12 protein-coding genes and 2 pseudogenes are annotated in these 14,705 nt (G+C 62.5%); 8 read left to right on the top strand and 6 right to left on the bottom strand.

The genetic code is table 11. The annotated features are described in order from the left end of the window. The first annotated feature begins 10 nt into the window (after window positions 1-10). The 7 genes and pseudogenes from ACX3P1_RS19880 to ACX3P1_RS19850 form a co-directional block, all read left to right on the top strand. Complete coding sequence (locus ACX3P1_RS19880) at window positions 11-1,144, top strand: DUF4432 family protein (protein ID WP_459081358.1); 1,134 nt, start codon at window positions 11-13, stop codon at window positions 1,142-1,144. Next, a complete protein-coding gene (locus ACX3P1_RS19875; RefSeq protein WP_459081328.1) occupies window positions 1,141-2,184 on the top strand; it encodes a succinylglutamate desuccinylase/aspartoacylase family protein in 1,044 nt (347 codons plus the stop codon). The genes ACX3P1_RS19880 and ACX3P1_RS19875 overlap by 4 nt, the downstream gene beginning before the upstream one ends. Further along, on the top strand, window positions 2,181-3,125 hold the full coding sequence (locus tag ACX3P1_RS19870) for a threonine ammonia-lyase (RefSeq protein ID WP_459081327.1): 945 nt from the start codon (window positions 2,181-2,183) through the stop codon (window positions 3,123-3,125). Before ACX3P1_RS19875 ends, ACX3P1_RS19870 begins: the two co-directional genes overlap by 4 nt. Continuing rightward, window positions 3,122-4,063 (top strand): Gfo/Idh/MocA family protein, encoded by a 942-nt coding sequence (locus ACX3P1_RS19865; RefSeq protein WP_459081326.1) that lies wholly within the window; start codon window positions 3,122-3,124, stop codon window positions 4,061-4,063. Before ACX3P1_RS19870 ends, ACX3P1_RS19865 begins: the two co-directional genes overlap by 4 nt. Beyond that, complete coding sequence (locus tag ACX3P1_RS19860; RefSeq protein ID WP_459081325.1) at window positions 4,060-4,899, top strand: amidohydrolase family protein; 840 nt, start codon at window positions 4,060-4,062, stop codon at window positions 4,897-4,899. Before ACX3P1_RS19865 ends, ACX3P1_RS19860 begins: the two co-directional genes overlap by 4 nt. 314 nt (window positions 4,900-5,213) lie before the next feature. Then, the gene (locus tag ACX3P1_RS19855) at window positions 5,214-5,564 is read left to right on the top strand and encodes a rhodanese-like domain-containing protein (protein ID WP_459081357.1); all 351 of its coding nucleotides are present in this window, start codon (window positions 5,214-5,216) and stop codon (window positions 5,562-5,564) included. Between the two features lie 313 nt (window positions 5,565-5,877). Next, a pseudogene (locus ACX3P1_RS19850) lies at window positions 5,878-6,282 on the top strand (IS6 family transposase); the annotation flags it as partial. Window positions 6,283-6,581: 299 nt separating this feature from the next. On the opposite strand, the gene nadE reads toward ACX3P1_RS19850, so the two are convergent. Genes nadE through ACX3P1_RS19825 form a run of 5 tightly spaced genes read right to left on the bottom strand, consistent with a single transcriptional unit; the run spans window position 6,582 to window position 12,482 of the window. Then, window positions 6,582-7,550 (bottom strand): NAD(+) synthase, encoded by a 969-nt coding sequence (gene nadE / locus ACX3P1_RS19845; protein WP_459081356.1) that lies wholly within the window; start codon window positions 7,548-7,550, stop codon window positions 6,582-6,584. Between the two features lie 8 nt (window positions 7,551-7,558). Continuing rightward, window positions 7,559-9,091, bottom strand: a complete 1,533-nt coding sequence (locus ACX3P1_RS19840; RefSeq protein WP_459081324.1) for a class I adenylate-forming enzyme family protein — start codon at window positions 9,089-9,091, stop codon at window positions 7,559-7,561. Between the two features lie 9 nt (window positions 9,092-9,100). Beyond that, on the bottom strand, window positions 9,101-9,367 hold the full coding sequence (locus ACX3P1_RS19835) for an acyl carrier protein (RefSeq protein ID WP_459081323.1): 267 nt from the start codon (window positions 9,365-9,367) through the stop codon (window positions 9,101-9,103). A gap of 31 nt (window positions 9,368-9,398) precedes the next feature. Beyond that, a complete protein-coding gene (gene asnB, locus ACX3P1_RS19830) occupies window positions 9,399-11,351 on the bottom strand; it encodes an asparagine synthase (glutamine-hydrolyzing) (RefSeq protein ID WP_459081322.1) in 1,953 nt (650 codons plus the stop codon). A 27-nt stretch (window positions 11,352-11,378) separates the two neighbouring features. Continuing rightward, window positions 11,379-12,482, bottom strand: a complete 1,104-nt coding sequence (locus ACX3P1_RS19825) for a hypothetical protein (RefSeq protein WP_459081321.1) — start codon at window positions 12,480-12,482, stop codon at window positions 11,379-11,381. A gap of 301 nt (window positions 12,483-12,783) precedes the next feature. On the opposite strand from ACX3P1_RS19825, the pseudogene ACX3P1_RS19820 reads away from it, so the two are divergent. Next, a pseudogene (locus ACX3P1_RS19820) lies at window positions 12,784-13,410 on the top strand (IS6 family transposase). Window positions 13,411-13,801: 391 nt separating this feature from the next. Here ACX3P1_RS19820 and ACX3P1_RS19815 read toward each other — a convergent pair. Beyond that, on the bottom strand, window positions 13,802-14,686 hold the full coding sequence (locus ACX3P1_RS19815; RefSeq protein ID WP_459081320.1) for a dihydrodipicolinate synthase family protein: 885 nt from the start codon (window positions 14,684-14,686) through the stop codon (window positions 13,802-13,804). Between the last annotated feature and the right edge of the window lie 19 nt (window positions 14,687-14,705).

Raw genomic sequence — 14,705 nt, 5'->3', positions numbered from 1 at the left:
TCCTCACGGGATTGACAGAAAGGCTTTCGCCATACTCTCCGAGAATGTTTTTATCGACCTTGTACCGGAACAATTCGCCCCCTCCGAAAGGGTTGTTGCCCGCTACGCCGGCCTTGTCGCCACGGCATTCCGCTACCGGAGCGGTGTTGCCGGCCTTCGCATCGCCAACGACAAGGGCGAAATCACGCTGCTTCCATTCCAGGGTCAGCAGATCTGGGATGCGGCGTTTCTCGGCCGTACGCTGACCATGCGCTCAATGTTCGACGAGCCTGTCGCGACCCGCGACTATCTTGCCAATTACGGCGCGTTCTTCATCCATTGCGGCGCAACGGCCATGGGCAATCCCGGCCCCGGCGACAGCCATCCTCTGCATGGCGAATTGCCCAACGCGCCTTACGACGATGTGCAGCTTGTCGTCGGCGACAACGCCGAGGGGCCGTTCATGGCCGTGACCGGACGCAGCCGGCAAATGGTCGCCTTCAGCCATGATTACGGCGCGCGGCCTTCCGTGCGCTTGCAGTACGGCGCGACCGGAGTGGCCGTGGATATGGAGATAAAAAACCTGAAACGCTCGCCGATGCAGTTGATGTATCTCGGGCACATCAATTTCCGGCCAGTGGACGGCGGCCGCCTGGTCGATACGGTGGCCGACGACCGCCGCGACATCGCGGTTCGTCAGGTGCAGCCAGGAACACTATCGCCAGGCGCCGACGACGGCCGCTACCACGACGCCGTTGCCGCCGATCCGTCGCGGCATCGCGTTTTCGTCAAGGACGAGGCGATCCTGCCGGAACTCGTGGTGACCATGCAGGCAAGGTCGGGCGCGGACGGTTGGGCTCATGCGCTTCAAATCCACCCAGATCGCACGGCGGATTTCGTCAGCCACCGCCCCGGCGAACTCGGCTATGCTGTGCGCTGGATCACCCGCGGCCCGGAACAGGATGCACTCGGGCTCGTCCTGCCGGCAACGGCTGAGCCGGACGGGTTTAGTGCCGCCAAGGCGAAGGGCCAGCTGGTAGAACTCGGCCCCCGCGAGTCTTTCCGGTGCGCATTGCGCTTCGGCGTGCTGGATGCCGAGACTGCTTCAAGCCACGAACAGATGATCGCCAGGATCAGTACCGGGGCGAGTTTGGAAAATCGATGATAGACACCGTGCGAAAATCGTTTCCCACCTACACCGGCAATGCTTTCACCGGCATCGACTTCGACAAGGCCGGCAAGCAGGTCGACTTTGTGAACTTCCCACATTCCCCCCACGACGATGCCTGGGGGGTGACGCGCATCCCCATTGCCGTGATCGCCGGGGGCAAGGGGCCCACCGTCATCATCGAAGGCGGCAATCATGGCGACGAATATGAAGGCCCGATCACCATCGGCGAGTTGAGCCGGGAACTCGATCCTTCGAGCATTCAGGGCCGGCTCATCCTGATGCCGGCCAACAATGTGCATGCGGTGACCGCTGCAAGCCGCACGTCGCCCATCGATGGCCTCAACTTCAACCGGGTTTTCCCCGGCGATGCGCAAGGCACGATGACACAGCAGATCAGTGCCTATGTCGCCGGGCAGATTTTCCCGTTGGGCGACGCCTTCCTCGATCTTCACTCGGGCGGTTCGTCGCTCGACATCCTGCCCAGCGCCATTATCGAGCCGACCGCCGACCGCGACCTGCATAGGCGCACCGTCGCCGCCGCTTTGTCGTTCGGCGCACCGCATACGGTGGTGATCGGCAATCTCGGCGACCAGCGCACGGCAACGGCAACCGCCTGCCGGTCCGGTCTGGTGACGGTGGGCACTGAAATGCGCGGTGGCGGGGCCGTGTCGCTCGACGCGTTGGCGATCTGCCGGAAAGGCGTGCGCAATGTTCTGGCTCATCTCGGCGTGATCGAGCAGGTGCCGGCACCTCCGGTTGACCCCAAAGGCGAAATCTTGGAGCTGCGCGGAGCGGCGGCCTATGTCTACGCCACCGCCGAGGGCATTTTCGAACCCTTCCATGCCAATGGCGAACGGGTTTTAGCCGGACAGCCGGCCGGACGCATCCATCGCACCTGGGACCTGTCGTTCGAACCCGAAACGCTGTCCTATTCGATGGACGGGATCGTCTATGGTCGACGCCATCCCGGTCATGTGCGACCCGGCAATTGCTGCCTTGTTGTGGCGTCCCCCTATGAAGGAACGATCGTATGATCACTGTCGACGATATCGAAGCGGCGCGCGCGCGCATTGCTCCCTTCGTCCGCCGCACGCCGACCATGCGGATCGCCTCGGCGCGGGAGCCGTTACCGGTTAAAGCCGACGTAGTCGCCAAACTCGAATTGCTGCAAGTGACGGGGTCGTTCAAGGCGCGCGGCGCGATGAACCGTTTTCTCGGCACGCCACCGGAAGAAATCGCCGGCGGCATCGTTACAGCGTCCGGCGGCAACCACGGCCTCGCCGTTGCCCGCACGGCTTTTGTCGCCCGCGTGCCGGCGTATATTTTCGTTCCTTCAAACGTCTCGCCGGCCAAGGTCGAGAAGATGAAGAGTTGGAACGCCGACGTCCGCATCGTCGGCGACGAATGGACCCAGTCCAACAAGGCAGCCCTTGCCCATGCCGCCGCGATCGGGGCCGCCTATTTTCACCCCTTCGCCGACCCGCTGGTGGTTGCAGGGCAGGGCACGGTAGGGCTGGAAATCCTTGAGGATGTCGAGGATTTCGACACCGTGGTCGTGGCGATCGGCGGCGGCGGTCTTGTCGCCGGGCTCGGCACGGCCCTGAAGGCGCGCCGGCCGGGCGTACGCGTGATCGGCGTCGAACCGACCGGATCGCCGACGTTGAAAGCCTGCCTCGAAGCCGGCCGCCGCGTCGCACTTGACGAAGTCACCTCCAAAGTGCCGACCATGAGCTGTCGCGAGACCGACCAGCGCGTGTTCGAGACCGTGCGCGACACGATCGACGACATCGTCCTGGTCTCGGATGATGATATGCTCGACGCCTCTAAATGGCTCTGGTCCGAATTCGCCATCGCGGCCGATCTGGCCGGCTCGGCGGCGATTGCCGCGCTGCGCACCAAGCATGCCGCGTTTCGCAATGCAGGCCGCATCTGCGTCATCGTTTGTGGGGCGGGTCTCGAAGGCGCTGTTGCATGAAGCTGCTGGTGGCGGGCGCGGGCGCTTTCGGGCGCGAGCATCTGCGGTGTCTGTCCGCCATGGAGGACGTCACGCTTGCCGTGGCCGACACACGCGTTGAGGCGGCGCAAAAAGCCGCCGCCGATTTTCGTATCGTCGAATTCGGCAGCAATGCCGCTTCGATGTTGGAGACTTTCCGGCCGGATGGCATCGTCATCGCCACGCCCGCCCACGCGCATCTGCCGGTTGCCGCCCTTGCGCTACGGCACGGCATTCCGGTCCTGCTTGAAAAGCCAGTAGCGCCGACTTCGCATGAGGCTGTGCAACTCCTGGAGATGGAAGCGGCCAGTTCCGCATTCGTGCAGCCGGGCCATATCTTGCGCTTTTCAAACCAGCACCGGACGCTGGTGCACCATGTGCGCAAGGGTGCGATCGGCCAGGTGATCTCGATCGCGTCGCGCCGCTATCGCGACGGCGGCCATGCTACGCGCTATCCCGATATCGACCCCGTCCTGATGACCATGATCCACGACATCGATCTGGCGCTGTGGATCGGCGAAGGAGTGCCTATCGCCGCGACCGCAAGGCGCCGAAAAGGCCAAGGCGGGCACGCCCTGACCGCCGCCATGGTGGAAGACGACAAGGGCGTGCTCTGGCGGCTGACCACCGCCTGGCTTTATCCCACCGAGGATGCACCGGTCGACCGCGTCGAGGTCATAGGCACGGCTGGCGGGATCGAGATGGATGCAGGCGGCGTCCTGCGGATATTCGGGCCGGAGCCGCAAACCCTCCATTTTTCGGACGCGGGCGAAGACCCGTTGACGGCGGAACTCGAATGTTTCCTGGCGGGGATCAGCGACGGCATTTCTCGCTCCCCAGTGACGCTGACCGACGCGTATCACGGCCTGCGCGCCGCGGAGATGATCCTTGCCGATCTCGCAGGAACAGGCGCGGCATGAGAACACTGGCCGACGCGCATCTGCACCTGTTTCGCCACGGTTTTCCCGATCGAAACGGCCAGCCTGTCCTCGGCGAGGTGAGCGACATCGACGCCTACGAAAGGCTGAGGAGAAACCATCCTATCGCGAAGGGTCTGGTGATCGGCTACGAGGCCGACGGGATCGACCCCGACAACAACGCCTATCTCCGGTCGCTGGTCGTGACGCGCCCATGGATCACCAGCCTGGCTTTTCTGCCGGTCGCATCTGCGCCTTCGGTGGAAGCGATCGATTGGCTGTTCGGTGCGGGTCATGTCGGCGTGGCCTTGTACTTGCCGGATGCGGCGGCGGCGAAAACGCTTTGCGCGTGGCCGGCATCCGTGTGGGCCGCCTTCAACCGGCACAAAGCCATCCTGTCGCTCAACGCCCGCCCCGAAGCTACAGTGCACTTGGAACGACTGGTGGAGACGCTGGCCGGATGCCCGATGCTTTTTTCCCATCTCGGTCTGCCGGGGCTTTTTGCGACCCCCCCTTCCACGGCAGAGGCGGAGCACCGTATCGATGGGCTTTTGCGTTTGGCGAAATCGCCAAATGTTCGTGTCAAGATTTCGGGGCTCTATGCCACCAGCGATGCTCCCGCGACGCCACCACATCCTGGCGCGCAGCCATTCATAGACATCATTCTCGACCGCTTCGGACCCGAGCGATGCCTATGGGGTTCGGACTTCAGCCCGGCGCTCGAATGGGTCGATTTCGAGGACACCTTTGCCGCGACCTGTCTCGGACTGCTGACGGCCACCGAGCGCGATGCTGTGATGGGACTTAACTTGGTAAGGCTGCTGCACTCGCCGGCGTAACGATAAGCAGGTCACTCGGCGGGGAGTTCGCCTGGCCGGCGCGGCACGGCACGGCTAAGTCGTTCTGGGCATGCAGTCGAGATACCAGTTCGGCCGCCGCACTCATGGGCATCGCCACGTCGGGTGACGTGTATGATTGAACAGGCAGGTGTAGCGAACCAGCGCGAACGTATAGTCGACCTACTTTCCGCCTGTCTCGAATCCTGCGATACATTTTTCAGGCTAGCGCATGGCCAGCGTCGGTGTGAGGATCAGTTGGACTTCGTCAACCGGGGCACTGTGTCGCTCATTCTGGACACGCGACCGCACGACGAATTCATGACGGGCACATTCCCGGCGCGAACAATCCGAAGGGCCAGCCCATCGAGGTGGTCGCTGCTGTCGAGCGCCTGGTTTCTGGCGACAAGAGCAAAGCTCTGGTGCTCTATTGCAATGGTCCGTTTTGCCAGGCCAGCAGGCGGCTGAGCAACCAACTGCTCGATGCCGGTTTCACCAATGTCCGCAGATACCAGCTCGGCATGCCGATCTGGCGCGCGCTCGGCGGCCCCACCGAAGTCGAACTCAAGGGAGCCGTTCGAACCTTCAGAAAAGTTCAGACAGCCGTCTTTCTCGATGCAAGGTCGGCGGCAGAGTTCGACAACGGGGAGTCTTCCAGGAGCCTATAATCTCACCGCCGAAGGCGCCGCTGTCGTCAAGGGCAGCCCTATGCCACTCGATGACTTAAATACGCGCATTGTGATCTTCGGTCACGATGCAGCGCAAGCACGGGCACTCGCCGACGTTCTACGTACGCGCCCATAGCACAACGTCGCCTATTATTCAGGTTCTTTCAAGACGCTGTCGGCAGCACTTAAGGGAGATTAGATGATGGCAGCATGCCGGCGACGCATGTGATTAGCTATGACTTCCTGAATGCTGGCCGGGCGGTGGCGCGGGTAGAAACCGCTTGTTCGGACCCGCTGCGATAGATGCAGGCGCATGAACACCTCGCCCATCAGCTACAAGCGCCACCGTTTTCCGCCCCAGATCATCGCCCATGCGGTGTGGCTCTACTTTCGCTTTCCGCTGAGCCTGCGCTTGGTCGAGGAAATGCTGCTGGAGCGCGGCATTGTCGTTTCCTATGAGACCATCCGTCGATGGGGACTGAAATTCGGCCCGGACTATGCCCGCCGACTCCAAAGGAAGCGTCCAGGCCCGAACGATATCTGGCATCCGGATGAAGTCGTCATCAGCATCGCCGGTAAGAAACATCGGCTTTGGCGGGCCGTCGATCAGGATGGATATGTCCTTGACGAGATCGTGCAGAACCGCCGCAACGCCAAGGCTGCCAAGCGATTGCTGATGCGCCTGTCGAAGGTCGCGAAAGCGACGGGTGGTCCTCCTTCCATTCAATGGAAAAGATCGCACCATCAAAGCCAGAGATCAAACAACTAGCATTGCCTGGCGGCGCAGCCGATTTTCAGATTTTGACAGGAGGGTTCAACTGCGCGGCGCGGACGGCCCGGAATAACGACGCCACGTCGATCTCCCTTGAATATATTACCAGGACTGCAAGCAGACCCGCGCTTGCTCGACCTTGTGACGACGGCCTTTGAACATGACAAACCCCCGGAAAGAAGGAGCACTGTCATGCAGCCTTGACCTTTCCGAAAAGCTTGCGACAGAACCTGTCAACCCATGGGCTATACGGTCGTCACCAGTTGCGGGGGCAAATGCAGATACCGCGCCACCTTGCGCTTGGCGGCGATGTCGGCCCAGACCAGATTTACCTGCTCCGCGCTCAGCGCTACGGCCTCTCCTACCTCTACAGCCGGCACCGCATTGTTCAGGCCATAGAGGCATAGATCCATCTTCTGGTACGGAAGGGCGAAATAAAACTCCTCCTGCGTCTGCGCCAGTGAATAGGTGTCCGTTGTCGGCGGGCGACGGCGCACTTCCTCGGGAACGCCCAGATACTCGGCAAGCTGATAGACCTGCGATTTGTAGAGATGGGCGATCGGCTTCACGTCGGCTGCGCCGTCGCCGTTCTTGACGAAAAAGCCCTGGTCGTATTCCAGCCGGTTGGGCGTACCGATCACGGCGTAGTTCAGCCGGTCGGCGTGGAAATATTCCAGTTGCTTGCGCGTGCGCTGTTTCATGTTGGTGGCGGCGACGATGCCGAGATAGGCAGGCGCCGTCAGCCGGTGCTGCCGCGTCTCGCCGTCGGGGCTGCGCACCACCAGCGAGGAGATATTGTACCCCGCCGTACTCAAAGCGCTGGCGATCACCACCTTCGAAGTCCAGCCCGGCCCATAGTCCGACACCACCTCGCGGATGAAGCTATCCCGGCGCGTGTAGCATCCCATCGCCTCAAGCGTCGGTCCGATATTTTCGACTTCGCCTTGCAGGCCTAATGCGCTTGCTACGGATTTGCCCAGCCGCAGGCTTTCCGGGTCGGAATCGTTTTCCGGCATGTACAGGCAAAAAACGTTCTGCGGCCCGATCCCGCGCGCCGCAAGGGCTGCGCAAACGCTGGAATCGATGCCGCCGGACAGACCCAGCACCAGGCCGCGCTTGCGTACCACGCCCCGCAACTGCGCGCGCAGCGCCGCCTCGATGCGAGCGGCCTCGGCTTCCACGTCGATGTCGAGCGTGCTGGCGCAAAAGGGCATGGTGTTCGTCACATTCGATCTCCTGCTGTGGCGGCAAGCCGCCGAATGACCTTGCCGCTTGCCGTCTTGGGCAACTCCGCACGGAACTCCACCGACTTCGGTACCATGAAATCCGGCAGGTTGCGGGCGCAATGGCGAATGACGACCCGCTCCGCCAGCGCCGGATCGGACGCCACGACCACCGCGTGCAGCGCAATGCCGAGGATTTCGTCGGGCACGCCGACGACCACGGCTTCCACCACGCCCGGACAGGCGTGCAGCACGGCTTCCACCTGGCGGGGTGCAACCTTTTCGCCCTTGATCTTCAGCATGTCGTCCCTGCGGCCAACGAAATACAAAAAGCCGTCCGCATCGGCACGAAAAAGATCGCCGGTATGCAACTGCTTTTCCCCCGGCTTCGAGCCGGGGCGCAAAGCGGCATACGTCGCTTGCGCGTTTTCCCAATAACCGCGCATCAGATGGGGCCCAAGAACGACGAGTTCGCCTACCGTCCCCGGCTCAACCGGCTGGCCCGCCTCATCCACGATCAGCGCCTGTGTGCCCGGAATGGCCCTGCCAACCGAACCCGCCCGGCGGTCGAGTTCTTCGGGCGGCAGGTAGGTGGCGCGCGCACACTCGGTCAGGCCATACATCGAATAGAGCTTCGCGCCGGGAAACAGCGTTCTCAAGCCATCCAGATGCACCGGCGGCAAGGACGCGGCCGCGTTGGTGATGGTGCGCAAACCGGGCAGCGGCGGCGGCTCCTTCATCGCCAGAATGATCGCCGCCATGGTCGGCACCAGCGGCATGGTGGTGACGCCTTGTTCCCGCGCCGTTTCCAAAATGGCATGTGGGAAGGCAAAACTTTTTTCCAGAACGAGGGTCGCGCCTACACGTACCGCAACGACGAGTTGGTAGAGACCATAGGTGAAAGACAGCGGCAGCACGCTCAGCACGACGCCTTCAGCGGTTGCTTCCAGATAGGTCGCGATCGAACCCGACACTGCGTCCATGCTGGCATGCGCCATCATCACGCCCTTGGGCCGCCCGGTGGAGCCGGAGGTGTAGATGATCATGGCAAGGTTGGCATCCGCGCCAATCTCCGGCAACGCGCGTTCCGCGCGCGCACAACAATCCTCGAAGGTGATGCCGCCCTCTGTCGGCGCGTCTGATGCGCGCGCGGCAATGATCAGCGGCGCGTGCGCCAAGGCGGCGCCCGCCTCGGCGCAAAGGCCGGCGAACTTCGCCTGGGTCAGTACAGCGCGCGGGCGGCAGTCACGCATGACGAAACCCAGCCCGTCCGCCTTCGTCGAGGGATTGACCGGACAAAACACCGCGCCGGCCTTCAGCACGGCAAAGATGGCGACGGCCGTTTCCCAGATATTTTCCATGAAGACGACGACGCGGTCGCCCTGGCCTATGCCATGGGCCAGCAGGGCGGCGGCGAGGCGATCGGATTTTTCGTCCAGATCGGCATAGCTCAGCCGCGCGCCATCCGCGACGATGGCGGTCTTGTCGGGATTAGCCGCCGCGCTTTGCCGCAGCAATGCCTCGACACGCATGGCCGCTTCTCAACCGGCCATCACGCTTGCGCGCCTGCCCGCGACGAATGCCGAGATGCGCGCGATGGAGTCGAGATTGGCCGGCACGATGTCGGCATCGGCCATGGTGATGCCGAAGCGCTCCTCGAGAAAGGTCACCATTTCCAGGATGCCGGTCGAGTCGACAAGGTCGGCGTCGATCAGCGACAACTCGTCGCCAAGCGAATAGTCTTCATCCCCAAAAAGGAAATTTTCGACGATGAAGGCGCGGATATCGGTATTGATGGGGTTGGACATGGCAAGGCCTTTTTCGATCGGCGGTGGTGGGTTAGGCAGTGGGCTCATGAAGGCTACGGCCGGTTGGATTGGTAAATTCGTGCGACCAAAGTTGCGTGGAAAGCATCCCTACGAAAGCGGCGTTGTCGCGAAAGCCGCCGATGGCATTGCGGCGGGCTTTTTCTAGGAGCTTGGCGGCCGCCTGCGGATTGAACAGGCCGTTCGCGTTGATCGCCTCTGGCGAGAACAGTTCGGCCGCATAGAGGCCGGTCTGGCCGCCGAAAGCGCTGCTGTCAGGCGCGCGATAAGGTTGCTTGGGTCGCTCGCTGATCGACGGCGGCAACAGGTCGGCAGTGGCCTCGCGCAAAATATGCTTTTCGCGCATGCCGCGCAGCTTCAGGCCTGCGGGAATGCGTGCTGCGAATTCGACCAGCCGGTGATCGAGGAAAGGAAAACGCGTCTCGACCCCATGCGCCATCGCCATGCGGTCGCCTTGGCTGGACAGGATATAGCCGGGTAGCAGAAAGCTGGTCTCGATATATTGGGCCTGATGCAAGGGATGCCAGCGCGCGAAGGCCTCGGGCAGCGATGCCGCCAGTTCCTCGGCCGCGTCATAGCCGCCGATAGTTTCGCGCAGGCCGCGAGAGAAAAACATCTTGGCTCCCGCCGTGGCGCGGATGCGCGGCCGGTGCGAAAACAGCGGATCGCCCAGCGTATCCGCACCCGCACCGAAGAAGGCGGCGAGATATTCCGGCGTCTGCTGCTGCAACGAGGGCAGATAGGGATAGATCCGGCGGAAAAGATGCGGGCGAATTTTGGAGTCAGGCTGGCGCGCGCAGAAGCGGCGGATGCGGGCTTCCTTGAACAGGTCGTAGCCGGCAAAGACTTCGTCCGCGCCCTCTCCCGACAGCGCTACCTTCAGCCCCTCCCGGCGCAACAACTCGAACAGCAGATAGAGCGGCGCGGGCCCGGTGCGCAGCACTGGCCGCCCGATATGGCGCACCACCGAAGGAAAGACACGCGCGATGTCGCCGGGGCCGCAGGAGATGGAATGATGACGCGAGCCCAGCGCCTGCGCCATGATTGCCTGATAGGGGCTCTCATCGAACTCTGCATCGTCGAAGCCAACGGCAAAGGTGCGGAAGCCCACCGGGGCCATCCGCACGGCCAGCGCGGATACGATCGAAGAATCGAGGCCGCCAGATAGCAGCGATCCGACCTCCACGTCGGCGCGCAGGCGGATGCGGGTCGCGTCTTCCAGCAGCGCGCGCAGTTCCTCCGCGACCTCGCCTTGCGAGCGTGGATCGGGGACACCGCCGTCGTCCGGAAAATCGAGCGCCCAATAGGGCCGGATGTGAGCCGCGCCACCCTCGATGGTCATCATCTGGGCCGGCGGCAGCTCCGAAATGCCCTTGAAAGCGGTGCGCGGTGCGATCGGCGCCCAAAGCGTAAATATCTGGTCAAGGGCGATCAGGTCCATCTCCGCCTCGACACCCGGCACTTCAAGCAGCGCCTGCACCTCGGAAGCGAAGTAGAACGCGCCGCCACGCCATGTGTAGAAAAGCGGCCGCACGCCCATGCGGTCACGTGCCAACACCATGCGCTTGCGCTGCTCATCCCAGATCGCGAAGGCAAAATCGCCGTTGAGCAAGGATACGAAGTCCGGCCCCATCTCCTCATAAAGCTGGAGGATGACTTCGGTATCGCTGGAGGTGGCGAAGCGGCGGCCGCGCGCAACGAGCATTTCCCGCAGTTCGATGTGGTTGAAGATTTCGCCATTGTAGACGATGCGGACCTGTCCGTTGGCGGTCGCCATCGGCTGGGCTGCGTTGGACGACAGGTCGATGATCGACAAGCGGCGGTGTCCGAGGCCGACGCCTTCGCCGGTATGAATGCCCTGGTCGTCGGGACCGTGATGGCCAATGGACGCGCACATGCGCCGCAACAGCCCTGCTGCGTCATCGTCCGGCAGGCTTGCGCCACAAAAGCCGGCTATGCCGCACATGGTTCGCCCGATCGCATGGGGATGCCGCTAGTCAAAACTGTCTCCGATCAATCGCGACCAAGACTCGCCGGCGAAGCCGTTGAAGAATGCCTTGCCCGCGCGAAACGGCTCCAGCAGCGCTGGATCACGCGCATGCACCATGCTTGAGGAACCATGCAGAAAGATGAAGCGCCGGCCCAGCATGGCGTCGAGCAGCGCCGGCATCGTGCGGCCGCGCAGCGCCACCATGCCCCGCTCGCCGGCATGGGTGAGCATGCTGTCGATCACCGCGCCTGCCTGTCCAGGCGCCGATAATATCTGCAAGACGCGGCCGATGCGGCCTGGATCGCCATAGTAGAGAAACATCCCGGTCGGCCGCCCGTCCCGCGCTATGACAGCCCGTCGAACCATACTGCCATAGAGCGCCTTGCGTCTGGACTCCGCCACCCGATAACGAAGGCCGGCATCGGTCCATTGCGGCCTTGCTGCGTATGCTTCGGTAAACTGCACGATAAGCGCCAGGGTTTCATCGCCGCCGGCATCCCTGTTGTGGAGCGCTTTGCCGGGCAGCGCGTGGCCGACATTGAACCATCGCGATTCCGCGCCGCGCCGGATCAGCGCGTCGACCGGAAGGGCAAAGGGCGCAAACAGGCGCGCCGCCTTGGTCGTGTGAGCCGCCAGTTCCACAGCAAGACCCGCAGGCCTGATGACGCGAAGCCATTCGAGGCTATGATCGGGCAGCACGGTGGCACGCAACTTGCGCAACATGGTGGCGGAGGTATGGTTAGCCGTCTCTGTCAGCGAAATATCCTGGGGTCCGGACAAAAAAGCCCGCATCAGCCGTGCACCCGCAAAATGATCTCCAGCGCGATCGTCCGCGACCAGCGCGACCGCGACCGCGCCCCGCCGCGGCGTGTCTTCCACCAGCATCGGCAGTGGAAGCGCGCCGATGAAGCCGGAAACAATACCGTTGTCACCGATGTGGATCAGGGAATTGATTTCGGGATCCTGGTCCGGCCCGTGAAGAAACAGGCCCGCGAGATAGGCTTCCAGCGACGGGGCGGCCGGCCGGCCGGATTTACGCAACAGGCGCTGAAACAGGCCGGCGACGGTCGCCAGATCCTCCGATCTAACTGCTCGAATCTCACCCATTTTCTTGATTGCCGGAATACCCGGCAGTCCCCCACGCTTCCCACCCCGCCTATGCCCAGACCATTCAATCTAACTCGAGAACATCCAGACAAGAAGCAATTACGACGGTTTTTAATACATCTTCCTTAATAGGAACCTGTAAAATTGCGCCAAACGATAACCCTGTATTGCGGGGCTTTGTCGCAAACCCGTTGTCAACCTTGGCTGTGGCATGAGAGTCCTCCATTTCAGAGGGAACGTGTTCATATTTTCAGGCCGCCATTTCAACCATTCGGTGATCCTGCTGTGTGTGCGCTGATATCTGGCTTAGAATCTCAGCCTACGTGATCTGGAAGAGATGATGGCTGAGCGCGGCATTCACGTCGACCATTCCACAATCCATCGCTGGGTCGTTCGCTTCTCGCCGCTGCTGCTCGAACGGTTCAACCATCGCAAGCGACCTGTCACCCGCAAATGGCATCTTGACGAGACCTACGTGAAGGTTCGCGGTCACTGGATGTATCTCTACCGCGCCATCGACAGCATCGGCGATACGGTCGAGTTTTTCTTCAGCGAACATAGCGATCTATCGGCTGCCAGACGCTTCATCCGCAAAGCGTTGAACCGTCATGGCCGACCAGATCGCATCGTCATCGACGGCAGCCAGAACAATCGGGAAGCGATCACCTTTTGCGACGCAGAGAATCGTCTACGAGATCGGGCGCGGCAACCGCTGAAGCTGATTTGCATCCGCCAGAGCCAGTACCTCAATAACCGCATCGAGCAGGATCATCGGCGCATCAAGCGCCGGATACGCTCCATGCTCGGATTCAAATCAACCGCCAGCGCCGCGACGATCCTGTCTGGGATCGAAATGCTTCACATGATGCGCAAACGACAGGCGAGGTACGCCTACAATCCGGCACCATCGCTCGCAGAGCAGTTTTAAATTCTCGCTGCCTGAATATCATATCTGATCAACTTGTTCGTCCAAGTGGCAAGTTTGCGACAAAACCCGCTCGCTTGCCCGCCGTCTTGCCGTCATTATGCACGCCATGCTGCGCGACGGCGTTTTGTTCGAAGCCTGAGATGAGATAGAATCTGACTGTCAGCGGTGAAGCCGGAAAGCTGATCCGAGGGTGGTGTCCCGAGAGGGAACGCAGGGACGAGCGATCTGCGAAGGTTACCGGATGGGCCAGAAAACCCGCTTCGAGTCAATGCAACGTTCGACCTTGTGAAACCCGATACAGCATGATTGCTGCTTGCAGCCACCGGTGCGGACAGATCCTTGAAACCCTCAAGTGAAACACCGCCAAGCCCTACAAATTACAGATCCGAGCCTAGCTCTGGCGCCAGTTCCCCGCGAGTTCCGTGATCGTCGCGCATGCCGCAAGATCGTCTGCCGCAGACAGCGCCCCCAGCGGCGCGCGCACGCGCAGCCACGCCTCGTCTCCCGACTGGGCTGCGAGCACGCCTTTCACCGCAGGCACCACCGGTAATTTGAGCAACAGGCCGAGGATGGCGTCGATCCTGGCATCGTCCTCGCCGCGCACCAGCTTCGCTACCAGCGTCGGTGCGAAATTCGCCACGCCGCTGATTGCGCCGCTGGCGCCTTGCCGCACCGCCCGCGCCAGATCCCCCTCGTGCCCGACCAGGATGGCGAGGTCGCGGTGTTCGGCCAGCAGGGCCGTCGTCTGCTCCCAGTCGCCGCTGGAATCCTTCACGCCGGCGATCACGCCGGGAAATGCCGTCCTCAACCGGGTCACCAGCGCGGCGCCGACCTTCACGCCGGTGAGTTGCGGAATGTTGTAGACAATGATGTCGCGGCAGGCGGGACCGGCCACTTCCAGCGCCTCGGCGAACCAGCGGTAGACGCCCTCCTCACCCGGTTGCTTGAAATAGAAGGGCGGCGCGAGCAGGATTCCGGCCGCGCCAGTTTCCAGCGCGCGCTGCATGTGCGCGCCCGCCTCCTGCGACGGCGGACCGTAGACGCATTCGACAAGCTGGCTCGCCGAAATGCCGGCTTCCGCCATTTTGTCGTAGAGAGGCGCGCGCGCCGCGGCAGGCAGCGAGACGCCCTCGCCAGTCGTGCCGAAGGCGGTGACGACCTTCATCCCCTGGCCCAGCAAGCTGCCGGCGTGCGCCGTGAAGCGCTGCCAGTCGATGCCGCCCTGTTCGTTGAACGGAGTGGCGAGCGCTGCGCTGACGCCGATCTTGTCGCGCATGGGATGAGTTTCGGGCACA

The sequence above is a fragment of the Mesorhizobium sp. A623 genome (assembly GCF_054489405.1).
Note: the sequence above shows the minus strand (reverse complement) of the source record. Positions and strands in the feature narration are given on the sequence as shown.